Here is a 25,118-nt window from a genome sequence, read left to right on the forward strand (position 1 = left end):
CCCTGTTTCTTAAATGAACCCGTTGTTCTGAAATGAGCGCGACAATGTCTGTCCGATCTCTCCTGGCGATCGACGCACCATGCTCTCGAGCCAGCCACCCATGTCGTAGTTGGGCCTGAGGCGCAGGATCCGCGAATGCATGATCTCGGCATCCTTGGCATTTCCGGCCAACGCGAAACCCGCCATGGCATAGCGCAGCGCCCCGACGAAGCGCGGTTTCCGCAACAGCGCCCGGTTCGCGAAATGCAGCGAGTTGCGATAATCGCCTTTCGCCATGTAAAGCATGGACCCGGTCACATCGTAGGTGTAGCGCCATGGGCTACCCACACCGACACGCTGGCACTGGAGAAATGCTTCCTCTGCCCCTTTGAGGTCGCCGAGAGACATGCGCAGCACGGCGATGTGATCGAGGTTTAGTGACAATGTCGGCGACCGCTCAAGAGAGGCATCGAGGAATGCCTTGGCGAGGTCGTTGTCGCCCAAGAGCATATGCGCACAATAGCCTGCGAGCGATTGCCAGAGCGGCAACATCGGGCTCGACTGCGGAACGCTGGCGACGAGATCGCATAGCTGCTCTCGAGTGATCCTCCGGGCGACTTCCACGCCTTCATTCTCTTTGAAGACCTGGGCGAAATGGCCAATGCACGAAATCGACTCCGGTGCGCCCGCTTCGCACATCCGCGCGATCTGAGTTTCGGTTCGCCGAATGGCATCGGTATCGAGCGAAAAGAGGGCCGTGAGTGCTGTCCACGGAAAGAGGTCCGGCAAATCCAGCGATATCATGCTGGCCGACAAGTGCTCGAGCATGCTCTCGGCTGAGGAAGCCGCAATTTCATCGGTGTGTTCCGGCACGATTGCGGTCGGGTCGCTTATCCACACGAGGCGAGAGGCCGCGTCCCTCAACCGCAGCGTCAGCATCAACTTGCGCCCCCGGCGCTCGACGAGCGGTTCGAGTAGGTGGGTCGGCCCCGTCCCTGTCTTGAGGGGCAGCGGCGCTACCGGCTCTTCGCATCCGCGCAAGTCATGCAAGGTTAGCCAGGATACGCCCATTGTGAAGCGCGCCAAGGCGTCTATGACAGATTGGACGCGCAGGCTTTCAGCGGCTGAAAGCGGCGCATGAAGAGCGGGTAGCAGGCCAAGCGCCAATGGTCTCGAAGATGTCGAGAGCGCGATATCGGGTGCAGAAAGTCTTGAAACTGAAGCTTTGCGAAATCCGGAGTGGTCTTCCTGATCCTGGGCATTCTCAGGTTCTGTCTCGAGGTTTTCCGAAACGCCACGACGAACGCGCATGTCGCGAAGCCACTCTTCGAACCCGTCGCAGGAGTTCAGTTCCAAGTCTATTCCTTCAAGGAATTCACCGCTGTCGTTGGATGCTGGGCGCACGTGGATCTTGCCGGGTTTCAGCCAAACGGCACTGCGATCCGCCTGCAGTGCGTCGCCGCCCAAAGGCGCAAGATCCCGTCGCAACATATTTAAAGCCGTGCGAAGATTGGCGGAAGCGCGTTTGCGATCAATTCCGCCCCAGAACATCTCTGAGAGACTTCGCCGAGGCTTGGACTGGTTGGGAGAAAGAAGGACGACCGCAAGGATAGCCTGACGGAGTGGACTGCTTGGTGTGGCGTCAATGCCTTCCGGGGAAACAATTCTGACCACACCGTCGAGCACCGCAACCGCACCGGATGCGGCGCGCTCGTCCTTGTTTTGCATAAGGATGTCGGCCGACGGTCCGGTCACATGTTATCGCTCCGAAAAATAACTCTTACTTGCAAAAGCTTGCGCGAAGTCTGGAAAAAGGGACTGCAGGACTTTACCATGTTCCAGTACATCGACAAAACACTAAAGCCATTCAGCGAAACGACGGAATATTGACACCGTTCTTGGTTTTCCCATAGCTCCTTAAATGAAAGCAAATTGAGTGGCGTTTTGGGATAGTGCCAAGCATTACGCCAGACATGATTTGATGATGATGTGTTCGTCTTCATTTGCGGAACACCGCCGACCCACCTTGGCACACAGATGCCGTCGGGGGGCGGTCACATCATCAAAGCCTCTTGTAGATGGCTTGCTCTTTGGTGTGTCGAATGCTCAAGCAAATCGTAGAATAATGGGCGCTTAATGCGCGAAGACAGTTGTGTAAAGCTCACACGATAGCAAAAATTTTGACTCCCACGTGACAGGGTGGAACTGCTCGTTTATGTGGGAGCGATGAATCATAAGGCATTGATTTATAGTAATTTCGTTAAGATTCAAAATCCCCCGGTGGCAGCACCTTGTCGGTTCGAGTCCGACCTCGGGTACCAATCCTTTCAACGACTTGCGTCTCGGAATGGCTGGGCGTCTCTTGCGAGTTCTCGCTGACCGCCACGGGCGTCTTCCGTTGGGGTCCGCGGGTCACGTATCGACAAGCTCGGTGATCGAAATACGATGCTCGGGCGCGCTATGCCACCGACCTCATCTCATGCCCGCGACGCAGAGCCGCCGGTGCCGCGCCGCTCTTCGCTGACTTTGGATTAGTGAGGATCCGCTCCTGAGTGACGTGGCATTTCTTCACGCCCTCCGCCCGCTGTGTCGGGACGAACACGTATGCGCGTGAAATGCGGAGACGGGACTCAGATGACCTGCTGCGTCTCGGATAGGGTGACGAAATAGTGTGTTTATTCATGCCATTGACTGTGGTCTGTACCGCGCGAGACTTTCGTGCGCGCTGCACGACAACCCGTTGAAAAGAAGTTGAACTTTGAAAAGACGTCTATTCCTTGGATTGCTTGGCACCAGCGCTTTCGCAGGCGCGGCGCCGCTCGCAGCCGACCCGGGCGACCTGGCACGTTCCTGGGCGTCTTGGGCCGCGCGCTTTCTGCAGCCCGATGGCCGGGTCGTCGACCCCGAGCAGGGCGGCGTCAGCCATTCCGAGGGTCAGGCTTATGCGCTCCTGTCGGCACAGGCGGCCGGGGATCGAGAGGCGTTCGAGCGGATCGAGAGGTGGACGCGTGAGCACCTGTTGGTCCGAGACGATGCCCTCATGGCGTGGCGCTGGACGCCCGGATCGGGTGTCGTGGGTGAGGACTGGCACAATGCGACCGACGGTGACCTGTTCCGCGCCTGGGCGCTTTTAAGAGCGGCACGCGACTCGGGATGGGACATCCCTGCCGAGCGTTACACCCCCATCGTCGCGGATCTGTCCGCCCTTTGCCTCTGGCCCGATCCGCGCGACCCCGCGCAATTGCTGCTGCGCCCCGGGGCGGAGGCTTTCGCAACCGCGGACAGGGTGCTCATCAACCCGTCCTACATCATGCCCCGTGCCCTGAGGGACCTCGGGCATGCGACGGGGGACGACCGGCTCATCGGTGCCGCCGATCATGGCGTCGCATGCCTGTCCGAGCTTGCCGGGATCGGGCTCCTGCCGGACTGGATCGACGTAACGTCCGAAGGCTACGGCGATCCGACGAACCACGATCTGCGTTCGGCCTATGATGCGCTGCGCATTCCGCTTTACCTCGCCTGGTCGGGTCACCGGGATCACGCTGCCGTCAGGCTTGCGCGGGCGAAACTCGCGCCTCAGGGTATGTCGGGCGGCGTCGCGGTCGCACGGGATGACACGGGTCAGGTGGTCAGCCGGAGCGACCTGCCGGGCTATCTGGCGTTGAGGGCGTTCCTTGAGTGCAAGGACTTGCCGCCTGTCGAAAGCTCCGTGCCGGGGCCCTACTATCCGGCGGTTCTCCACCTACTTGCCACTGTGGCAAAGTGGGAAGTTGCGTAACGCGCCGGGACCAAGGCAAGTCTGGGTCCGGCGCTGTAAACTGGTTTTTCATCGAGTTCGTTTCTTAAGGCGCGCAATCCCCCGCGCTGTTGTCGCATGAACATGAGACAGGATAGATGAATATATTTCGACTTCTCACCGGCGTCATCATCGTCGCGGTTGCGCTTTGGATCATCATTGGCGAACAGATGTCCGGGGCGAGCGCCAATGCCGTCGTTAACGCGCGAGTCTCGACGCTACGCGCTGATGTGGCCGGGACGCTAAGCTTGCCGGACCGCGCGCTCGGGTCTCTGGTGCGCGAGGGGGAGGTCCTGGCGTCCATCGACGATCCCCTCGTGGACAACACCCGTCTCAACGATCTGCGCATGGAGCGCGCCTTCGCGGTCGCGCAGATCGCCAGCGCCAACGCGCTAGCGGAGGCGAGCCGGGATATTCGCGCCTCGCTCGTTGAGCGCACGGAGATTTACCGGACGGAGCGCCTGGCCGAGTTGCGCACACGGCTCGACCATGCCCGGCGGCGTCTCGAAATCCTAGAAGGCGGCGACATCCCCGACGACGAAGAACAAATCCTCATCGACGGGTTCGATGAGGATTTGGCCCGCTTGCCCTTTGAGCCCTTGCGGTCGGAGCTTGCGCTCGATCATGCCCGGGAACGCGTCGCGGTGCTCGAGATCGCGGTGCGCGCCGCCGAGCAGGACGTCTTCCTGGGCGATGGCTACAACGATGCGCCGAACGCCGAGCAACGGGCGGTCGAACTGGACAGCCAGATCGCGGCCTATGAAACCGAGAAGGCCCTGGCCGAAAGACGGCTGGCGGCCATCGACATGCGCCTTGAACGCGAACGGGTTCGCGTCACCGTTCTGGCCGGCGGCGTCATCGCCTCCCCGGTCAATGGCCGCTACTGGGAGGTCTTGCAGCCCGATGGCGTCGCGGTGCAGCGGGGCGATCCGATCCTCCGCATGCTCGATTGCGATTCGACCTTCGTGACGCTCTCGGTGACCGAACGGGTGTATAACGGCCTTCAGGTCGGGCAGGCGGCGTCGTTCCGGATGGACGGTGACGGACGGATCTTCGACGCGATCATCGCGCGGCTCGCGGGCAGCGGCGCGGCGACCATCTATCGCAACATCGCCGTCGCCCCGTCGCAGCAGCATCTCGAACGCTACGATGTCGCGATCCTCGTTCCCGAACTGAACGCCGATCCCGATCTTGGCTGCGCCGTCGGCAGGACGGGCCGCGCCTTCTTCGATGACCGCCCGCTTGACGGTCTGCGCGAGGCCCTGAACTGAGATGACCGCGTTTCCGCATTTGAGCGAACTTGCCTCGGCCTATGTGCAGGTGATGCTGGCCGCGGGCGTGGGTGTACTCTTGCCCTTCATCTTCGACCGCACCCGGGCGTCGCACCGCATCACGCTGTTCGTCGTCGCGTTCGTGCTGGCCTTGCGATACGCGCATTGGCGCGCGACCGAGACATTGGCCCCCGCGGGCTGGACCGTGGATTACCTTGCCAGCGGTTCGTTGTTCTTGCTTGAGATGCTGGCGCTGGTCGGCTCGCTCAGTGCGTTCGTCATCCTGTCGAGGTTGCGCGAGCGCAGCGGCGAGGCCGACGCGCATATGGGCTGGTGGGGGGCGGACGAGCCGCGCGTTGCGATCCTGATCGCCACCTATAACGAAGAGCTCGAGGTGCTCGAGCGGACGATCATCGGCGCGAAGTCCCTCCAATATGCGAACAAGGAGGTGCTGGTCCTCGATGACGGCCGTCGCGACTGGCTGCGCGATTACTGCGCCGAAAAGGACGTGCGCTACATGCGGCGGCCGGACAACAAGGGCTCGAAGGCCGGGAACATCAACCATGCCCTCGCGCGCTTGGCAGAGGATCCGGTGACGCCCGATTTCGTCGCCGTGCTCGACGCCGATTTCGTGCCGCATCGCGGGTTCATTTCCCGCACGCTGGCCCTTTTTCACGACCCCGAAGTGGGGCTGGTGCAGACCCCGCAGCATTTCTTCAATGCCGATCCCATCCAGCACAATCTCGGGATCGCGCGGTCCTATCCGGACGAGCAGCGCTTCTTCTTCGACCACATGCAGCCATCCCGCGATGCCTGGGGCATCGCGTTCTGCTGCGGAACGTCCTCGGTCTGCCGCTGGCAGGCCCTGCAGGATCTCGGCGGTCTTCCGACCGACAGCGTGACCGAGGATTTCATGCTGACGCTGGCCTTGCAGAATATCGGCTGGCGGTCGGTCTATCTCACCGAGCCTTTGACCGAAGGGCTCGCGCCCGAAGGGCTGAAGGAATACGTCACGCAACGCGCGCGCTGGTGCCTCGGCCTGATGCAGATCGCGCGGTCCCCTCTGGGCCCGTTCGCCAGGAACAACCTGCGCCTGCGGGATCGCTGGAGCGTCGTGGATTCCGTCTTCTACTGGATGACGACCTTCCCGTTTCGGCTCGCGGCCATCTGTTTCCCGCTGCTCTACTGGTTCTTCAACATCACCGTGGTCGATGCGCGGCTGCCGGATGTGATCTCCTATTTCGGCACGTATTACCTGTGGATCCTGGTGGTTCTGAACCTTCTGAGCCGCGGAATGGTCGTGCCGATCCTGAACGACGTCAGCCAGCTCATCGGGGCCATCCCGATCAGCCGCGCCGCGTTCAACGGACTGTTGCGTCCCAACGGCCACCCGTTCTCGGTCACGGCCAAAGGCGGCGATCGCTCGCGCATCGTGGTGCAGTGGGGGATGATGGCGCCCTTCGCGATCCTGCTCGTGCTCACGCTTGTCGGTCTGACCATCGGCATCGCTTCGGACGCCTTCGCCTTCAACGATGCGGGGGACGGCAAATGGGTCGTGCTGTTCTGGACGATCTACAACGTGTTCGTGCTGAGCATCACCGTGATCGCCTGTTTCGAATTGCCCCGCCGGGAGCGGCACGTGGCAGATGCGCCGGAGCCCGCGCATTTCTTGGTCGATGGCCGGAACCTCGAGGTGTGGCTGACCTCGATGACCGCGGATACGGTGCGCATCCGGGGTGGCCATTACCCGCCGGAGACGCGCGGCACGCTCGACATCGAGAATGTGGGCCCGGTAGAGGCCTACGTGATTTCCGAAACGACGGACGGTGCCCGGCTACAGCTCTTGCCGGACGACGAACAGCGCGAGGCGCTCTTTGTCCGCTTCTACACGGAAGGCGCCGCCCCGGGCGTGGCCCAGGTACGGGGGGCGGCGATCCTGTCCGATCTTGCCCGAAGGTTCTCGTTCAGTTCCGGCGGTCATTGACCCTGAGCTTCTGAAGCCGTGCCAGCGCGGCCGAGATCTGCGCGGCTTCGCGCGTGGCGCGGTATTCCGGCGGATAGGCGGGCGCACCGTCTGCGATCTTCTGGGAGACGCTTCCGAGGCTACTGAACGGACGCGCGAAGAAGATCACGAAGAGGCTCGTGAAGAGCACGAGGATGGACACAAGGCCGATCCCGGTCACGAGGATTGTGCCCCGCAGATCGGCGATCGTGGGTTGAAACGCGGCCGCCGGGATGCGGCCCACCAGACGCCAGCCCAAGCTTGGCAGGTCGCCGTATCCCACGCTGGAGACGAGGGACGAAAAGTAATCCTCGCCGTCGGGCCAGGTCTCGCGGCCCGAGCTCTGGTCCCCGGCACGGGCGGTTCGCAGGATCTCGAGCTCGGCCGGAGTGGGGCGTCCGCCGTCCGACGCCACGATCACTTCGCCATTGGCGCTGATGAGGTAGGCGTCGATCCCGAGGATGCGCGCGGTTTCGGTCACGGCACGCTCGGCCCAGCCGAAGCTGATATGCATCGCGACGACACCGACGATGTCGCCTTCGGCGTCCCGGACCGGACGGGCCAAATCGAGCAGACGCAGCGGGTCCTCTTGCACAGTCCCACGGTCCCGTCGCGCCAGCAGCAGCGGTTCGTGAACGTCGCGCGCGAAACCGCCGCGGATGCCGTTTCGAAACCACGCGCGATCGCTCACGTTCTCGCCCACGAAGTCGCCGCCCGATCCGGCCTTCACGATGCCGTTCGTTCCCGCGTAGCCAACCCAGGACACGCGTTGGCCATCGCCTTGCACGCCTTCCATGAGCCCCCGAAGGCCCTCTTCGGACGTGCCGGGAATATCCATCGCGAGCTGTTCGAGATCGATCCAATCGTCGTGCAGCGATTTGGCGAAGATTTCCGCGACCGCATCCGACCGGACCCGCACCGCGCCGTCGAGCGCCGTGTCGAGTAATCGGTCCGACCGCGGAAAGAACAGCAGCGCCGATCCGATCAGGATCGACAGCGCCGTGACGATCACGAAGGCATAGGTCGCGCCTGCCAGAGTCAGTTTTGGCAGCACCGCGCGGGGGTCTTTTCGCTGGCGTTTCCGGCTGTCTGTCATCAGAACGTATTCACCGAAAAGCCGAAAAACGCCTCTTCGGCAACGAAGCGGTAGCCCAGCCGCAGGCTTCCGGGACCGCCGCCGATCCGCTGGTTCAAGGCCAGCGTCGTCTCGTCGTAGGTGTCGCTGAAGCCGCGGGACACCTCGAACGAGAAACCGCTGGCGCCGAGGCTGGTCTGTACGAGACCGAACCAGGCGTTCTCTATCGAGTTGAATTCGCCGAGCAGGTAGACGGCGCCGAACGAGGTCGGTGTGTAGCGGTCGAGGACCAGCTTGATCCCGGCCTGCGGATCGTCGAACCCGTCTCCGTCGTCCCGGGAGATGCTGATCGCGGGGCCCGCCTTCAGCGTCGCGAAATCTCGGATCGGAAAGGCGTAGACCAGGCTTGTTCCGGCCAGCGCACCGCCGTCGTAATCGTTGTAGCTCGCCCCGAAACTGAGCCGTCCGCGGGTGACCGTGGCAACCGCGTCAAACGCCGAGAACGACCGGTCGGCCTGCAGAAAGGTCCCATCTGCCCCGGCGGGGCGCGCGATCATCGCCAGCATCGCGCAAAGGAGACCGGCCACGGCGCGTCGACCGCGTGAGCAGGTGCGCCGGATCAAGCGTATGAATTCACCGTCGAGCGACATGCCGGACAGGTAGGACGAATAACGCAAATCAAAGCCCTCATGCGGAGCGTCTCTTCAACAAGTAGGGAGCGCAGCACTCATTAAAAAATCATGACGGCGGGTCGCCGCAAACATGCGCTGCAGGTTCACAACTGGCACAATACCGGCTGTTCGTCCATCTGCCCGGTGCCATTCGGCCCCGATTCCGGGAGGGTTCGATGCAGGTTGAGGCAAGACTGGGCTGGGGTGGGACGCGACGGAGCGCGATCTGGTTCAGCGGACCCACCCGGCCGGACGCCAAGGCCCGGCTACCGGCAGGCCTCAGGTGCGTGGTCGGCGCCAAAACAATCGGCTTTGATCGAGTCCCGAGTCGACCTGACGGGGGCATCAGGTCGACTTGAGCCCCGGCCGATCAAACCCGTTCCAGATCGTCCCCCGCCGTCACGCCGCTGATGAGCTGGTAGGACAGCAGGTCCGGGATGTCGTGCGGCGAGCGGACCAGCGGGCGGGTCGCGCCGCGCAGGCCCTTGCGGCGCGTCGCCTCGCGGCGCTCGATCTCGTGGGCGGTGTCCAGATCGACGAAGGAGAAGGTGATCGTGGCCCCCGCCTGCGCCTGCGCCACGCGCGGCAGGTCAGCGGGCAGGACCGATCCGATGCGGGGATAGCCGCCGGTGGTCTGGCTTTCGGCCAGCAGCACGAAGGGCGTGCCGTCGCCGGTGACCTGGATATCGCCGGGCACGATGATCTCCGAGAGGACCGACAGGCCCGCCTCGCTCTCGAAACCTTTGCCATCGGGCATCATCCGCACACCCATCCGGTTGCCGCGGGCATCGCGGGTAAAGCGCGTGGCTTCGAACCGGGCGCGTTCCTCGGGGGCGAAGAAGTCGGTCTGCAGGCTGGCGACGATCCGCACCGCGCCGCCCTCGAAGCGCGCCTCGGGATCGAAAGTCATGCCCACGCGCTCGCCCTTGTCGGGGCCCACGGGCAGCACGTCGCCCGGCTCGAGCGCAGCGCCGAGCCCCGCGGCCAGATGGGCCGATTGCGCGCCCAGCCGCTCCTCGCAGGCCAGCCCGCCGCCGACGCTCAGATAGCCGTAGCTGCCGCGCTCCACCGCGCCGATCGAGAGCCGCGCCCCCGCAGGCAGAAGGTGGCTCGCGTTCCACACCACGCGCGCGCCGTCGATGCTGGCGCGCATCGGCGCGCCGGTCAGGGCGATGCGCATGTCCTCCGAGGCCTCGAACTCGGCCCCCATCCCGGCCATCTCGAGCGCGGGCAGAACCGGCTGAGCCAGCAGCGCCGCCCCTTCCTCGAGGGCGAGCCGATCCGCCGCGCCGCCGCGCGACAGGCCGAAGGCCAGGTAGCCCGAGCGCCCCATATCCTGCACCGAAAGGCCCGGACCCGCGCGATGAACGATCAGCGACCGGCTCATGTCAGCTCCTCCGACGTGGCGCCGCCATCGGGGCCGTTTTGCTGCAGCTTCTCGAACGCCGCGCGGTCGACCGGATCGAACTGAACCTCGTCGCCGGGCCGCAGCACGAAGGGCGTGTCGCTGTCGGGCCGGAAGAGCTTCACCGCCGTCTGCCCGATATGCCGCCAGCCCGTGGGGGTCGTGACCGAGAAGAGCACAAGCTGGCGGACCGCGACCACCAGCGCGCCCACCGGCACCTTGTCGGTCAGCTGGCTTTGCCGCGGGATGTCCCAGGCCTCTGGCAGGGCGCCGAGATAGGGCTGGCCGGGTGCGAAGCCGATGGTCTGGACGCGCACCCGCGTTTCGGAGATGGAGCGGATCGCCTCCTCGGCCGTCATCCCGGCCGCCTTCGCGGCTTCCTCGAGCTGCGGTGCGAGGTCGGTGCCGTAAAGCGTCGGGATACGCCAGAAGCGGCGTCCCTCGGGCAGGGGCTCGGCATACCAGTCGCGGTCGCCGAGCAGGTCCGCCACGCCCGCGCGGATCGCCGCGGGATCGCCAGCGATCGGATCGTAGCGCAGATAGGTGGAGACGAGCGAGGTCGAGGTCTCCTCGATCCCCTCGGGCCCCTGGCGGTCGAGCGCGCCGCGAAAGGCCAGCGCCGCGCGGTTCGCCGCCTCGCTCAGCCGGTCGCCGAAGCTGACCAGCAGCCCGTCCACGCCGACCGAGCGGATCTTCGGCCAATCGTCTGCGGCAGCCTCGCTCATTGCAGCGCGTCCGGCAGCCAGAGCGCGATCTGCGGGAAGGCGATGAGCGCCATCGCCATCGCGAGCATCGCGATGATGTAGGGGATGGTGCCCAGCATCACGTCCGACATCGGCCCCGATTTCCGCGCACCCTGCACCACGTAGAGGTTCAGGCCCACCGGCGGGGTGATGAGCGCCATCTCGATCAGCACAATCATCAGGATGCCGAACCAGATCGGGTCGAAGCCCATCTCGACCACCAGCGGTACGATAATCGGGATCGTCACGACCATCAGCGACAGCGTCTCGATGAAGAACCCGAGCACGATGTAGATCAGCACGATCACGAAGATCGTCATCAGCGGCGTGAGGCCGAGGCCTGCGAGGAAGTCCTGCAACTCGCGCCCGATGCCCGCCGAGGCCAGCGTGAAGTTCAGGAAGGAGGCGCCGATCACGACGAGCATGATCATCGAGGTGATCTTGACCGTGCCGAGGATCGAGTCCTTGAACATCTGCAGCGACACGCCCCCGAAGGCGGCGGCGATGACGATGGCACCCGCGACCCCAACGGCGGCGGCCTCGGTGGGGGTGGCCCAGCCCTTGTAGATCGTGCCGATGATGACGGTGAAGAGCAGGATGATCGGAATGAGCTCCAGCAGCGCTTTCAGCATCTGCGCCAGCGGGAAGATCCGGCGTTCGCCCCCGAGGCCCGGACGGATCATGCACAGGATCATGGTGATCACCACGAAGGCCAGCGCGAGCCCGATGCCCGGCACGAGGCCCGCAAGAAAGAGCCGCGGGATCGAGGTCTGCGTGAGAAAGCCGTAGACGATGAGGTTGATCGAGGGCGGGATCATGATCCCCAGCGTGCCGCCCGCGGCGATGGCGCCCGAGAAGAGCTTGGGGTCGTAGCCCAGCTTCTCGGCCTGCGGCATGGCGACCGTGGCCACGGTGGCGGCGGTGGCGACCGACGAGCCTGAGGTCGCCGAGAACATCGTCGCGGTGGCGATGTTGGCATGGACGAGCCCGCCCGGCATCCAGCTCACCCAGCGGTCGAGCGCGGCATAGGTGCGCGTCGCCAGCCCAGAGCGCACCAGCACCTCGCCCAAAAGCACGAAGAACGGAATGGCGATGAGCGTGGCGTTGTTCGACGTGGACCAGACGAGGTTGCCGAGCCCCTTGACCAGCGGGAAGGGCGAGAAGAACTGGTCGATGCCGAAGCCCAGCAGGAACAGCACGATGCCGACCGGGATCGACAGGCACAGAAGGCCCAGAAGGCCCGCGGAGATATAGGTAATCATTTCAGTTGATCCGCTTCGCCGAAGGTTCCGATGGCCGCGTCGGTTGCGTCGTACTTGCCTTTCATCACCAGCGATGCGGCGGCGAAAAGCGTGATCCAGGAGGCCAGCGCGAACCACACCCAGCCGAGGAACCACGGCATCTGCACGAGGGCCAGTGGCGTTTCGAGATTGGTGTTGGCGCGCGATCCGTTGGAGATCGAGCGCGAGACCACCGGCCAGGCCTGCAGCGCGATGAGGCTGATCGTGCCCGACAGGACCAGCATGGAGAAGAGATCGAAAAGGGCGCGGCCCCGGGCCTGGACCCGGGATCGCAGGATGTCGATGCGGACATGGCCCAGTTCAGTGAGCGTATAGGCCATGCCCCAGGCCGTCGCGATGGCCATCACGTAGCCCGAGACCTCGTCGGTCCCGCCCAGCGTGGACCCCATCCGGCGCAGAATGATATCGGCCAGCACGAAGGCGACGCAGGCAAACAGCAGGATCCCGATCAGGATCGCCAGGATGCCGTTCGCGGCGCGCAGCCGATGTAGAATTGTCTCCGCCATGGGATGGGGCCTCGCTTTGGGAACGTCCGGGATCAGTTGACGGGGATGCTCACGCCGACGGCGGCGCCGACGCTGTCATTCCAGCGCTGCGCCCAGTCGTCGCCTGCGCGCTCGGCCCATTCGGGCAGCACTTCGGCGACCAGCACGTCGCGCGCCCGCTCGAAATCGGCATCCGACACCTCGACGAGGGTCATGTCGCGCGCCTCGCCCGCGGGGCACTCGCCGTTGCCCGTGAGGCAGGCGATGTCGTTGACCAGCGCGTCCTGCGCGACGGCCCAGGCGGGATCCTCGAACTCGGTCTTGGCCTGCTCGGTCAAGAGCGCCTTGTGCTCGTCCGAGAGGCTGTTCCACTTGTCGAGGTTGACCGCCGTCACGACGCTGTCCCAGCCACCGAGCGGAATGGGCAGAAGATGGGTGGACACCTCCCACCAGCCGGCGGAATAGCCCGAACCGGCCCCGGTCACGGCGCAATCGACGACGCCTTTCTGCAGCGCGCCCGGCACTTCGGAGAAGGAGACGTTCACGCCCTCGGCGCCCAGCGCCTCGAGGAATTTCGCGGTCATCCGGCCCGAGGCGCGCACCTTCTTGCCCTCGAGATCGGCGAGGTTGGTGACCTCAGCATTGCAGAAGACGACCTGCGGCGGGTAGGGCGCGATGGCTAGGACGTGGCTGTTGAAGCGGTCGTGGTAGATGTCCAGCACCATCGGGCGGGCGGCATCGACCATGGCCTTGGCCTCGTCGGCGGTCAGCGCCACGAGCGGCACGTCGAGGCCCTCGAGCTCCGGCGCGTCGGCCACGGCGTAATCGGCTACGGTCATGCCCACGTCGTACACGCCGTCGCCCAAAAGGCGGTAGACGTCGCCGACGCCGAGGTTCATCTGGTCATGCGTGGTCAGCGCCACCTCGATCTCGCCATTCGACGCGGCGGGCACGGTCTCGGTCCAGAACGGCGCTTCGTACTGCTTGTGCAGCGGCAGGCCCGACCAGGAACCCACGACCGACAGGTTTTCAGCCATGGCCGGGGTCGCGAGCGCGGTGGTGGCCGCGAGGAAGCTCAGAGTGCGTTTCATGTCATTCTCCTTGTTGGGTGATGTTGGTCTGATTGTTGTTGTTTTCGGTATTGCCCGGACCGCTCAGGCGGCCCTGGGGTTGCGCACCGGGACTTCGGCGTCCTCGGCGATATCGGTGATCAGCATGTGACCGGGCTTGTGCGTGATGCACAGCGGGATGCCCGCGCGCTCGATCGCCACCTGCGGGGTGACGCCGCAGGCCCAGAAGACCGGGATCTTGTCCTCTTCGATCTCGCAGGGATCGCCCCATTCCGGGGCACCCAGATCGGTGATGCCGATCTTTTCCGGATCGCCCCAATGCAGCGGCGCGCCATGGGCCAGCGGGAAGCGGCGCGAGATGGCGATCACCTCGTCCAGCCGCTCGGGCGCGATGAAGCGCAGCGACACCACGGTCTTGCCCGAGAACGGCCCCGCGGGCACGGTTTCGATGTTGGAGCGGAACATCGGCACGGTGGTGTCGTGATCGATATGCCATTGCGGGATGCCCGCCTCTTCGAGGGCGCGCTCGAAGGTGAAGGAACAGCCCAGCGCGAAGGCCACGAGGTCGTCCGTCCAGATATCCGTGATGTCCTCGCGGCTGCCCGTGAGCTTGCCATTCTCGTAGATATTGTAGGCCGGCACGTCGGTGCGGATGTCGATATCGGCGCCCAGCGTGACCATCATCGGGTTGCCGGTATCCGACACGCCCACCAGCGGGCAGGGCTTCGGATTGCGCTGGCAGAAGCGCATGAAGTCCAGCGCGAAGGCCTCGGGCATGATGGCGAGGTTGGTCTGCAGGAAGCCGGGGCCGAGGCCCGCGGTGTGCTTGGCGTAATGCCCGGCGCGAATCTCGCGGCGCAGGCTCGGCAGGTCGCTGCGGCGCAGCTCTTGATAGGTTGCGGTCAAGATCGTCCCCCTTACTCAAGGTCAGCGTGACGGGAAGCTGCAATAAAATCAAATCGAATAATATTCTCACTACCGATCAGAAATTTTGATCGGCGTAGCGCTGCGCCACCTCCAGGGCCAGATGCGCCGCGGTCTCGACCACATGGCTTTTCGGAGAGCCGCGATAGGAGGCGGTGAAGGACAGCGGCGCCGGGGTCCAGCCCGGATCGAACTCGCGGATCGTGCCCGCCGCGACATGGGGACGGCCCAGGGCGCGGGGCAGGGCGGCGACGCCGAGATCGGCCTCCACCAGCCGGAAACAGGCCGAAAGCGACGAGGACGGAAACAGCGACACGTCCGGGCCGACCCGCTCGAACAGCATGTCGCGCAATTCCCGGAACGGGCGGGTGTTGCGCGCATAGGTCAGGATCGGGCGGCGCAGATAGGCGGCGGGGTCGGGCAGGGCCTTGGCCTCGGCCGAGACGTACCAGGTCATCTCGAAGCCCGGCAGCGCCACGTTGTCGATGGAATATTCCGAGATCGGCCCGAGCAGGATGGCGAGGTCCAGCTCCTGCGCCAGCAGCGCCTCGCGCAGATCGTTCGAGATATCGACGCCGAACTCGATTTCGAGGTTGGGATAGCGCGCATGCAGACCGGCGATCAGATCGGGCAGCCAGCATTGCGCGATGGTCTCGGAGACGCCGAGGCGCAGACGCTTGTCGACGCCGCCCGGGTCGATCACGTCGCGCTCCACCATCTCCGTCAGTTGCTCGAACTTCTCGGCATAGGTCACCAGCAACTCGCCGCGCTTGGTCAGCCGCATGCCGCCACCGGCGCGGTCGAAAAGCTGCGCCGCGAGCGTCTCTTCCAGCGCCTTGATCCGCGCCGTCACCGCGGGCTGGGTGAGGTTGAGCGCCGACGCCGCCTTGCGCACGCCGCCAAGCCGCACGACGCCGAGGAAGGTCTTCAGCTGCTCGAGGTTGATTCTGCTCATCCTGCCAGAATGGCAGTCCCGAGGGTGATGAACAGAGGCCATGGGCGTCACGGGGCTGCCAGGGCCCATGCCGGTCGAATTGTGGCGAAAATCGGGCAGTCCGGGCGCGGTTCCGGCGGCGAATTGCGGCAGATTGTGGCGGGACAGGGCGTGCGATTCGGGCGGGATTCGCGGCCTTGACCCACCGCTCGGGCACCAATTCGACGCCGATTGCGAGATTGGTTCTCGCCATCGAACAACCGCCGGCGGCAGTGCGGCGGCAATGTGGCAAAGCGCGCGCCGCCGCCACATTCCGCAAGTTTTGTGCCATTTCGGGAAACAATGCCGCATCAAGTGGGGCCGATTCGACGGTTTTTCGCGAAAAAGGCGCGCAGGGCGTCGCAAGATGGAAACAATCGCGGGGTGTGGCCTGCCCGAAAGATGCCGAGGTCGGGGCCGGAAAAAGGCCATCCGACCGGATTTCAGACACTTTTCGAACAATTTTCACTTTGTTCACCGGTCGGCATCCCGTATCTCTTTGGTCAAGCCCACTGGGGGGTGACATCTGCTGGCCACGGGGGCGGCCACCAAGAAACGGACATCCTGACGGATGCATCGGAATGTGTGGCCCGGCAATCGCCGGGATCCGCCCGAGCCCTTGCGCGCCGAAAAAGCGCGCCACAAGGCCCCGATGCCCGCGTCGCGTTGACCGTCTGGTATGTTAACGGCGCGCCTGAGGGCCGCCACCGCGGGGGCGGGGGTACGGGACGCAAGTCCCGAGTTTGTGGAAGGGTAAAAAGATGCCGGATCTTACGCTGGATTGGATTGGGTCGGGGTTCAACCGGGTCAGCGACGGCCCGAACCAGGACGGGGCAATCACCGTCGAGACGGGCGGCGTCGCGGTCGATGTGACCTACGATTCCATCTCGGACAACTCGACCACCTATATCGTGGACATCGCGGGCTACGTGGCGCCGGGTGAGGACATCGATCCCAACTCGCACCTGAAGCTTTTCGCCGAGGGCAACGACACCGGGACGCCGTCTCCCGAGGCGACCTCGACCGTCACCTTCGATTTCCGCTCGACCGACCCGCTCTACGGCGACAGCGTGACCAATGTCAGCTTCCGCCTGAACGATGTGGATGCCGGCGCGCAGGACCTCGCGGCGGGCCCCGGCCCGGGCTTCGAGGACCAGATCACCATCGAGGCGATCGACGCCGACGGCAATCCCGCGATCATCACCATCACCTCCTCGGGCGCGGCCAGCGTCTCGGGCAGCACGGCGATCGGCCAGGTCACGACCAATTTCGACGACCCGAACGGCTCGCTCCTGATCGAGATCGAAGGCCCGATCCAGTCGATGACCCTGATTCAGGACAATGGCGGCACCGCGCAGCAGACGGTGCTCGTGTCCAACATCAACTTCTCCACCACCGATGCCGAGGGCGGCAACGAGCCGCCCGTCGCCGTGGACGATTTCGAGTTTACCTTTGAGGACACGCCCGTCACCGTCGATGTGGACGCCAATGACAGCGATCCCGATGGCGACACGCTGACCGTTACCGGCGTGACCGATGGCGCAAACGGCACGGCCGTGGTCGATGGCGGCGGCAACGTGGTCTACACCCCGAATGCCGGTTTCATCGGCGAGGACACCGTCACCTACACGATCGACGACGGCAACGGCGGCACCGATACCGCGGACCTCATCATCACCGTCGAGCCCGAACCGGACGACAATGCTGCGCCGGACGCGGTAGACGACACGGCGACCACGACGGTCAACACGCCGGTAACGATCCCGGTTCTGGCCAATGACAGCGATCCGGACGGCGATCCGATCACCACCGTTTCGGCCATTGCCACCAATGGCATTGCTGCGGTGAATGCCGACGGCACCGTGACCTTCACCCCGGATGTGGGCTTCACCGGCACGGCCGAGATCGGCTACGCGATCGAGGATCCCTCAGGGGCGAGCGACAGCGCGACCGTGACCATCACCGTGACGGACCCGCCGAACCAGCCGCCGGTCGCCGCGGACGACACCGCCCTGACCGACAACGAGACGCCGGTCACCGTCGATGTCGCCGCGAACGACACCGATCCGGATGGCGACACGCTGACCGTGACCTCCGTCAGCACGCCAGCCAACGGCATCGCGGCGATCAACGGCGACGGCGACGTGCTCTACACACCCAATCCGGGCTTCGTCGGTGAAGACACCATCACCTACACGATCGACGACGGCAACGGCGGCACCGATACGGGCGAGCTCATCGTGACCGTGGTCGAGCCCGGTCCGTCCGATGGCCGCATCGACGCGGACGTCTTCCCCGTGCCGGCGGCGGATCAGCCTCTCGATCCTCTCGACGGCAATGACGAGGATCCCGATCCGGACGACAACCGCGACTCCGTCAACGACGGCGGCTCCGGCAACCTGATCGCGACGGGCGACGATGCCGACACGATCTCGGGCAATGGCGGGAATGACACGATCTTCCCCGGCATCGACGACGACGTGGTCGGCGGTGGAGGCGGAGACGATTACATCGAGGACGTCCAGGGCGCCGACACGATCCGCGGCGGGCAGGGCAACGACACGATTATCGCCGGTTTCGACACCTTCTCCGATTACGAGAACGACGATCCGAGCTTCCCGCTCACCATCGGCGGCACCACTTTCGACAGCGATCCGAACACCGAGGATGGCCGCGACTACGTCGAAGGCAACCAGGGCAACGATGTCATCTCCACGGGCGACGACCGCGACACGCTTGATGGCGGTCAGGGGAATGACACGCTCGATGGCGGGATCGACGACGACCTGATCATGGGCGGGCAGGGGGACGACATCCTGCTCGGCGGCCATGGCTCGGACACGCTCGATGGCGGTCAGGACAACGACCTGATCGACGGCTCCGCACCGGCCTCGCTCGAGATCCCCGACGATCTCGACCCGCAGACCGAGAACGACCGCGACCTGCTGCAGGGCTTCCTCGGCAACGACACGCTGATCGGCGGCGATGACGACGACACGCTCGAGGGCGGCTCCGGCGAGGACCAGCTCGATGGCGGCATCGACGACGACCTTCTGAGCGGCGGTGACGACAACGACACGCTGATCGGCGGCGACGGCAACGACACGCTGAACGGCGATGGCGGGCTCGACTTCATCGATGGTGGCGCGGATCGCGACACGATCGTCGTCTCCTCGGCCTCCGATGCCTCGCAGCCCGACCCGGCCAATCCGGGCGAATTCTTGGGCGATACGGTCCAGGGCGGCAATGCGGGCGACGATTTCGACACACTGGACCTGTCCGGTGTGGGCGAAAAGGATGTCGACTGGCGCCTGGTCAACGAGCGTCCCGACGATGACGGCCCGGGCAACCCCTCGAACGGCATCGACGGCACGATCGAGTTCCTGAACGGCGCGGGCGAAGTCACCGGCTCCATGGATTTCTTCAACATCGAGGAAATCGTGCCCTGCTTCACGCCCGGCACCAAGGTCGCGACGCCACAGGGCGAGCGTCTGGTCGAGGATCTGCGCGAAGGCGACAAGATCATCACCCGCGACAACGGCCTGCAGGAAATCCGCTGGGTCGGCCGCAAGGACCTGACCGGGTTCGAGCTGGCGCGCAAGCCGCACATGAAGCCCATCCTGATCCGCGCCGGATCGCTCGGAAACAACCTGCCCGAGCATGACATGCTGGTCAGCCCCAACCACCGGATGCTGGTCAACAACGACAAGACCGCGCTCTATTTCGAGGAGCGGGAGGTCCTGGCCGCGGCCAAGCACCTCACCGGTCTCGAAGGGGTCGACGAGGTCCGCGCGCTGGGCGTCAGCTACATCCACTTCATGTTCGACCGCCACGAAGTCGTGCTCGCCAACGGCGCCTGGACCGAAAGCTTCCAGCCCGGCGATTACAGCCTGAAGGGCATCGGCAACGCGCAGCGGAACGAAATCCTCGAACTGTTCCCGGAGCTGGCCGAAACCGAGGGTCTGAAGGGCTATGCCGCGGCACGCCGCTCGCTGAAGAAGCACGAGGCGCGTCTCTTGACCAGGTAACTATCGTTTGCAGCGGCTCGACGCGCCGGGAAACCGGAAGCTTCGGGTTGGATACGGGGCGGAGCGTGTGGGGCGCTTCGCCCCGCATTTTTCGGGCCCGCGGGAAACGCGCGACCGGTTCCCGATGGTCGCGGGATCGGCGACGCTTGCGCCGTCCTTGGCCCGGCGCCTCAGCGCCTCAGCGCCACTCGCTCTCTTCGATCTCCATCGACTTGATCCGGGAATAAAGCGTCGTCGGCCGCACCCCCAGAAGCGCCGCGGCGCCGTTCGCGCCCGAAACCCGGCCGCCGGCCTCGCGCAGGCAGGCGATGACGTTCTCACGCATCATCCGCTGCATGTCGGCCTCGGTGCGGATCGCCGAATGTGCGGGCGCGGGTTCCGTCCCGGCCCCAGTGCCGCCCAGTTCCAGCACCAGCTTCGGCCCCTTCGACACGATGGCCGCGCGTTCGATCACGTTGCGCAATTCCTTTACGTTGCCGGGCCAGTCGTAGCGCATCATCTGCGCCATCGTGCCTTCGGTGATGACCGGGGCGGGCCGGTTCAGCCGCCGGCTGGCGATGTCGAGGATATGGGTGGCGAGCAGCGGAATATCCTCGGCCCGTTCGCGCAGGGGCGCGCAGGTGACCGGGAAGACGTTCAGATGCAGCAGCAGGTCCTCGCGCAGCCGCCCGCTCGAGACCGCCTTCTCGGGCGCGAGCGTGGTGGCCGCGATGACGCGGATATCGACGGGCTTGGCGCGCACATCGCCCAGGCGCGTCACCGTCTTGGATTGCAGCGAATGCAGCAGCTTGCCCTGATGCTCCACCGGTAATTCCTGCACGTCGTCCAGAAACAGCGTCCCGCCATGGGCCAGCTCCAGCTTGCCCGGCTTGTCGCGCACGGCCCCCGGCGTGGCGCCGCGGATCTGGCCGAAGAGCTCCGCCTCCACCGCCTCGGGCGCGACCGAGCCGCATTTGAAATGAATGAGTGGACGGCGCGAACGCGGGCTCGCCTTGTGGATGGCTGTGGCGACCAGCGCCTTGCCGGTGCCCGTCTCGCCCGAGATCATCACCGTCGCCTCGGTCTGCGCCACGAGGTCGATCCGGCTTTGCACCTGCTGGATGGCGGGCGAGGTGCCGATGATGTCGTGATGCGCGCGCTCGGTGGTGATGGCCTCCTGCAGATAGGCGTTTTCCTGTTCCAGCCGGTCGCGCAGCGCGGCCACCTCGTCGAGCGCTTCGCGCAGCTTGCGCTCGCCTTCCTTGCGTTCGGTGATGTCGCGGAAGATCACCACCGCGCCCGCCAGCACCCGCTGGTCGTAGATCGGGGTCGAGACGTATTCGACGCGGATGGGCTTGCCGTCCTTGCGCCAGAACACCTCGTCCTCGATGCGGTGCACCTGTTCGAAGCGGAACGACCGGTAGATCGGGCAATCATGCGCCGGGTAGCTTTCGCCGTTCATGTGGTGGTGGTGGATCATCGAGTGAATGTCTTGGCCCAGCAGATCGGCGGTGGTCCAGCCCAGCATCTCCTGTGCCGCGCGGTTCACGAAGGTGGTCTTGCCTTCCGCGTTCACCCCGTAGATGCCTTCGCCCGCGGCGTTCAGGATCAGCTGGTTCTGACGCTCGAGTTCGGCAAAGAAGCCCTCGGCGCGTTTCCATTCATCGAGGCCCGCCCGGTGCAGGCCCGCGGTCTCGGTGATCTCGGTGCGCCGCTCCATCAGGTCGAGGTCGATCAGCAGAAGCAGGATCAGGTCCGGATCGTGCTCGAGGAACCGCGCGCGCAGCTCGCAGCGCAGGGTCTCGCCCTCCGCCGTCCGCAGCGGCACGTCCCGCGTCCAGCCGGTGCCGCGATAGACGACCTCCTCTAGAAAGACGATGAAACCGGGCAGGGCGGTGCCGAGGTATCGGGCGAAGCGCGTAGCCTCTTCGGGACCCGTCCGCAGAAGCGCGCAGGCGGCGGAATTCAGCGCCACGATCCGGTCCGTCGCGGTGTCGAGGATCAGCGCGGCCTCGGGCAGGGCGGTGATGAGGGAATCGGATCGGAGGATGTCGTCGCGCATGGGGCCAGCATAGCGGGAAGGCGCCGGAATGCGTTATGAAAAATCGTAAATTACGAAAATTCGTGATAAGACCGTTGGCGTGCCATACCCTACCGATCTGAAATCATTAAATTTCTTTGTTTGCTCAAATGTTGGGCAGGGGAATTTTGTCCGCCGATCCGGCCCCGCATGATGCCGCCATAACCACGAAGGGGTCCAACATGACGATCAAGAGCTTGGGTAATCCATTCTCCGGAAAGACCGATCTGCGCCACGGTGCCGATTGCGGCTGCGACGGGTGCATGTCCGGTCACGGGCACGACAAGGATCACGTCGAACCGACGGCGATGAGCTCCGAACAGATGATGGAGCGCGCGGTGGAAAGCGCCATCGTCCGCTCGGTCTTCGGCCACAGCGATATCGGCCGCCGGTCCTTCATGGGCATGCTGGGCGGCTCCACCGTCGCGGCGGCGCTCGCCTCGGTCTTCCCGATGGATCAGGCCAAGGCCGCGATCCTCGACAATCTCGGGCCCCCGGAAAAGACCGACCTCAACATCGGCTTCGTGCCGATCACCTGCGCGACGCCGATCATCATGGCGCAGCCTTTGGGCTTCTACGAGCGCTACGGCCTCAACGCCCAGGTCATCAAGACCGCCGGATGGGCCGTGGCCCGCGACAAGTCGCTTTCGGGTGAATACGACGCCTCGCACATGCTGACGCCCATGCCGCTCGCCATGACGCTGGGCGCAGGCTCGGTGGCCGAGCCCTACATCATGCCCGCCGTGGAGAACATCAACGGCCAGGCCATCGTGCTGTCGAACGAGCATCTCGACAAGCGTGACCCCACCCAGTGGAAGGGCTTCACCTTCGGCGTGCCGTTCGAATATTCGATGCACAATTTCCTGCTGCGCTACTACGTGGCAGAGTTCGGCCTCGACCCGGATGTCGACATCCAGATCCGCGTGGTTCCGCCGCCGGAGATGGTCGCGAACCTGCGCGCGGGCAACCTCGACGGCTATCTCTCGCCCGACCCGTTCAACCAGCGCGCGGTCTGGGAAGGCATCGGCTTCATCCACATCCTGACGAAAGAGATCTGGGAGGGCCATCCCTGCTGCGCCTTCGCCGCACCCCTGTCCTTCGCGGAAGAGCTGCCCAACACCTATGGCGCGCTGCTGAAGTCGATCATCGACGCCACGCAATACGCCTCGGCCGCAGAGAACCGGAAGGAAATTGCGGCGGCGATCGCGCCCACAAACTACCTCAACCAGCCGGTCCCGGTGATCGAGCAGGTTCTGACCGGCACCTATGCGGACGGTCTCGGCGAGGTGAAGAACGTGCCCGACCGCATCGATTTCGATCCGTTCCCGTGGCATTCCATGGGCGTCTGGATCCTCACGCAGATGAAGCGCTGGGGCTATATCGAGGGCGATATCGACTACAAGGCCGTGGCGGAGCAGGTCTACCTTGCCGCCGATGCCAAGAAGGTGATGGAGGATCTGGGCTACGAGGCGCCGGACGTCACCTACAAGTCGCACACGATCATGGGCAAGACCTTCGATCCGGCGGAACCGGAGGCCTATGTGTCCAGCTTCCCGATCGGGAAAGGCTGAGCCATGCCCAGCGTGACGCTTTCCCTCAACCAGCGCGCGGCGCTTCTGTCCATCGTCATGCTGGTGGTCGGCCTCCTGATCTGGGAGGCCGCCATCCCGGCGCAGACCTTGGCGACCGAGCTCACCGAATACGAACGCCTCATGGGCCTCGGCCAGGAACGGGCCGGGGTTCCGCCCCCGTCCGACGTGCTCGCCAAGGCCTGGGAGCAGCTGTCGGATCCGTTCTACGATGCGGGCCCCAACGACAAGGGCATCGGCATCCAGATCGGCTATTCGATCTACCGGGTCCTGACGGGCTACATCCTGGCCGCTCTCGTGGCGATCCCGCTCGGCTTCCTGATCGGCATGTCGCCCATCGCCTACAAGGCGCTCAACCCGTTCATCCAGGTGCTGCGCCCGATCTCGCCGCTCGCATGGATGCCGCTGGCGCTGTTCATCATCCAGGACAGCGAGGCCTCGGCGATCTTCGTAATCTTCATCTGTTCGATCTGGCCGATGCTCATCAACACCGCCTTCGGTGTGGCGGGCGTCCGCACGGACTGGGTGAACGTGGCCCGCACGCATGAGCTGGGCAGCCTGAAGACCGCCTTCATGGTCATCCTGCCCGCAGCCGCGCCCACGATCATCACCGGCATGCGCATCTCCATCGGGATCGCGTGGCTCGTGATCGTCGCGGCCGAGATGCTCGTCGGCGGAACCGGGATCGGCTACTACGTCTGGAACGAGTGGAACAACCTCGATCTCACCTCCGTCATCTTCTCAATTCTCATGATCGGCGTCGTCGGCATGTTGCTGGATTCGGCCTTCGCCTTCCTGCAGCGCGCCGTTGCCTACGCCGAGTAAGGAGCTTCCCAATGTCGAAACCGTTTCTCAGCATCGAACGGCTGACGCAGCAATTCCCTGACGGTCAGGGGGGCACCCTGACCGTTTTCGAGAATGCCACCTTCGGCATCGAGAAGGGCGAGTTCGTCTGCATCCTCGGCCATTCCGGCTGCGGCAAGTCGACGATCATGAACATCCTCGCCGGTCTGGCGGAGCCCACATCGGGTGTCGTCAAGATGGACGGATACGAGGTGTCGGGACCGAGCCTCGATCGCGGCGTGGTGTTCCAGAACTACTCGCTGCTGCCCTGGCTCTCGGCGCTCAAGAACGTGACCTTCGGGGTCCATGCGCGCTATCCGGACTGGTCCAAGACCAAGGTGATCGAGCATGCCAAGACCTATCTGTCGATGGTCGGGCTCGAAGGTGACGTGGTGCACCGCAAGCCCAGCCAGCTCTCTGGCGGCATGCGCCAGCGGGTCTCCATCGCGCGGGCCTTCGCCAACCATCCCAAGCTGCTGCTGCTCGACGAGCCCTTCGGCGCGCTCGACGCGCTGACCCGCGGCACGATCCAGGACGAGCTTCTGAAGATCTGGGGCGGGACCGAGCAGACGGTGTTCATGATCACCCACGACATCGACGAGGCGATCCTTCTCGCGGACCGCATCCTGCTGATGTCGAACGGACCCCATGCGCAGGTCGCCGAGGCGGTGGAGATCACCATTCCGCGTCCGCGCAACCGCACCGAGATCGTCGAGCATCCGAACTATTACGCGATCCGCAACCACCTCGTGCAGTTCCTCGGCAAACGCTCGAAGGAGCTGTCGGGCAAGGCCGCGGACAAGGAGGACATGTCGCCCGAACCCGTGCGCATCGACAAGACCGGCCCGTCCGAAAGCGACGCCGAAAGCGAGCCACGGCTCAGGGCCGTGAACGACTGACGGGC

Annotated in this window: 18 protein-coding genes; 7 read left to right on the plus strand and 11 right to left on the minus strand. The window is 64.8% G+C overall.

Annotation, left to right across the window (positions count from 1 at the left end):
• Nucleotides 1-9: 9 nt before the first annotated feature.
• Nucleotides 10-1,734 carry a hypothetical protein gene (locus BW990_RS21280; protein ID WP_143526118.1) on the minus strand — a complete coding sequence of 575 codons (1,725 nt, stop codon included), beginning with the start codon at nucleotides 1,732-1,734 and terminating at the stop codon, nucleotides 10-12.
• A gap of 1,003 nt (nucleotides 1,735-2,737) precedes the next feature.
• Between BW990_RS21280 and BW990_RS08170 the strand changes: the two genes are divergently transcribed.
• From BW990_RS08170 to BW990_RS08180, 3 genes are all read left to right on the plus strand, one after another.
• The gene (locus BW990_RS08170) at nucleotides 2,738-3,757 is read left to right on the plus strand and encodes a glycosyl hydrolase family 8 (protein ID WP_076446871.1); all 1,020 of its coding nucleotides are present in this window, start codon (nucleotides 2,738-2,740) and stop codon (nucleotides 3,755-3,757) included.
• Between the two features lie 116 nt (nucleotides 3,758-3,873).
• The gene (locus BW990_RS08175; protein ID WP_076446873.1) at nucleotides 3,874-5,046 is read left to right on the plus strand and encodes an HlyD family secretion protein; all 1,173 of its coding nucleotides are present in this window, start codon (nucleotides 3,874-3,876) and stop codon (nucleotides 5,044-5,046) included.
• Nucleotides 5,047-5,065: 19 nt separating this feature from the next.
• Nucleotides 5,066-7,030 carry a glycosyltransferase family 2 protein gene (locus tag BW990_RS08180; protein WP_234990188.1) on the plus strand — a complete coding sequence of 655 codons (1,965 nt, stop codon included), beginning with the start codon at nucleotides 5,066-5,068 and terminating at the stop codon, nucleotides 7,028-7,030.
• Here BW990_RS08180 and BW990_RS08185 read toward each other — a convergent pair.
• The 9 genes from BW990_RS08185 to BW990_RS08225 all read right to left on the minus strand — a co-directional run bounded on the left by BW990_RS08185 (nucleotide 7,011) and on the right by BW990_RS08225 (nucleotide 15,677).
• Nucleotides 7,011-8,102, minus strand: a complete 1,092-nt coding sequence (locus tag BW990_RS08185) for a cache domain-containing protein (RefSeq protein ID WP_076446877.1) — start codon at nucleotides 8,100-8,102, stop codon at nucleotides 7,011-7,013. The genes BW990_RS08180 and BW990_RS08185 overlap by 20 nt on opposite strands.
• Before the next feature lie 41 nt (nucleotides 8,103-8,143).
• The gene (locus BW990_RS08190) at nucleotides 8,144-8,710 is read right to left on the minus strand and encodes a hypothetical protein (protein ID WP_234990189.1); all 567 of its coding nucleotides are present in this window, start codon (nucleotides 8,708-8,710) and stop codon (nucleotides 8,144-8,146) included.
• A 454-nt stretch (nucleotides 8,711-9,164) separates the two neighbouring features.
• The gene (locus BW990_RS08195; protein WP_076446879.1) at nucleotides 9,165-10,181 is read right to left on the minus strand and encodes a 5-oxoprolinase subunit C family protein; all 1,017 of its coding nucleotides are present in this window, start codon (nucleotides 10,179-10,181) and stop codon (nucleotides 9,165-9,167) included.
• A complete protein-coding gene (locus BW990_RS08200) occupies nucleotides 10,178-10,924 on the minus strand; it encodes a 5-oxoprolinase subunit B family protein (protein ID WP_076446881.1) in 747 nt (248 codons plus the stop codon). Before BW990_RS08200 ends, BW990_RS08195 begins: the two co-directional genes overlap by 4 nt.
• Entirely contained in the window at nucleotides 10,921-12,204 is a 1,284-nt protein-coding gene (locus tag BW990_RS08205) for a TRAP transporter large permease (protein ID WP_076446883.1), read from the minus strand. Before BW990_RS08205 ends, BW990_RS08200 begins: the two co-directional genes overlap by 4 nt.
• Nucleotides 12,201-12,749 (minus strand): TRAP transporter small permease subunit, encoded by a 549-nt coding sequence (locus tag BW990_RS08210; RefSeq protein ID WP_076446885.1) that lies wholly within the window; start codon nucleotides 12,747-12,749, stop codon nucleotides 12,201-12,203. Before BW990_RS08210 ends, BW990_RS08205 begins: the two co-directional genes overlap by 4 nt.
• A 32-nt stretch (nucleotides 12,750-12,781) precedes the next feature.
• Nucleotides 12,782-13,819: a TRAP transporter substrate-binding protein gene (locus BW990_RS08215; protein ID WP_076446887.1), complete on the minus strand. Its 1,038-nt coding sequence runs from the start codon at nucleotides 13,817-13,819 to the stop codon at nucleotides 12,782-12,784.
• Nucleotides 13,820-13,882: 63 nt separating this feature from the next.
• Nucleotides 13,883-14,704: a putative hydro-lyase gene (locus BW990_RS08220; RefSeq protein ID WP_076446889.1), complete on the minus strand. Its 822-nt coding sequence runs from the start codon at nucleotides 14,702-14,704 to the stop codon at nucleotides 13,883-13,885.
• 76 nt (nucleotides 14,705-14,780) lie between these two features.
• Entirely contained in the window at nucleotides 14,781-15,677 is an 897-nt protein-coding gene (locus BW990_RS08225) for a LysR family transcriptional regulator (RefSeq protein WP_076446891.1), read from the minus strand.
• A gap of 779 nt (nucleotides 15,678-16,456) precedes the next feature.
• On the opposite strand from BW990_RS08225, the gene BW990_RS20980 reads away from it, so the two are divergent.
• Nucleotides 16,457-19,723, plus strand: a complete 3,267-nt coding sequence (locus BW990_RS20980) for an Ig-like domain-containing protein (protein ID WP_083950519.1) — start codon at nucleotides 16,457-16,459, stop codon at nucleotides 19,721-19,723.
• 178 nt (nucleotides 19,724-19,901) lie between these two features.
• Here the strand turns inward: BW990_RS20980 and BW990_RS08255 are convergent, their stop codons facing one another.
• Nucleotides 19,902-21,764: a sigma 54-interacting transcriptional regulator gene (locus BW990_RS08255; protein ID WP_076446901.1), complete on the minus strand. Its 1,863-nt coding sequence runs from the start codon at nucleotides 21,762-21,764 to the stop codon at nucleotides 19,902-19,904.
• Nucleotides 21,765-21,964: 200 nt separating this feature from the next.
• Between BW990_RS08255 and BW990_RS08260 the strand changes: the two genes are divergently transcribed.
• The 3 genes from BW990_RS08260 to BW990_RS08270 are packed head-to-tail and all read left to right on the plus strand — an operon-like array spanning nucleotide 21,965 to nucleotide 25,113.
• On the plus strand, nucleotides 21,965-23,353 hold the full coding sequence (locus BW990_RS08260; protein WP_076447141.1) for a CmpA/NrtA family ABC transporter substrate-binding protein: 1,389 nt from the start codon (nucleotides 21,965-21,967) through the stop codon (nucleotides 23,351-23,353).
• Nucleotides 23,354-23,356: 3 nt separating this feature from the next.
• Nucleotides 23,357-24,196, plus strand: coding sequence for a nitrate ABC transporter permease (gene ntrB / locus BW990_RS08265; protein ID WP_076446903.1), 840 nt, complete (start codon nucleotides 23,357-23,359; stop codon nucleotides 24,194-24,196).
• 11 nt (nucleotides 24,197-24,207) lie between these two features.
• Nucleotides 24,208-25,113 carry an ABC transporter ATP-binding protein gene (locus BW990_RS08270; protein WP_076446905.1) on the plus strand — a complete coding sequence of 302 codons (906 nt, stop codon included), beginning with the start codon at nucleotides 24,208-24,210 and terminating at the stop codon, nucleotides 25,111-25,113.
• The last annotated feature ends 5 nt before the right edge of the window (nucleotides 25,114-25,118 follow it).

It is taken from the genome of Roseivivax lentus (assembly GCF_900156805.1).
GTDB lineage: Bacteria > Pseudomonadota > Alphaproteobacteria > Rhodobacterales > Rhodobacteraceae > Roseivivax > Roseivivax lentus.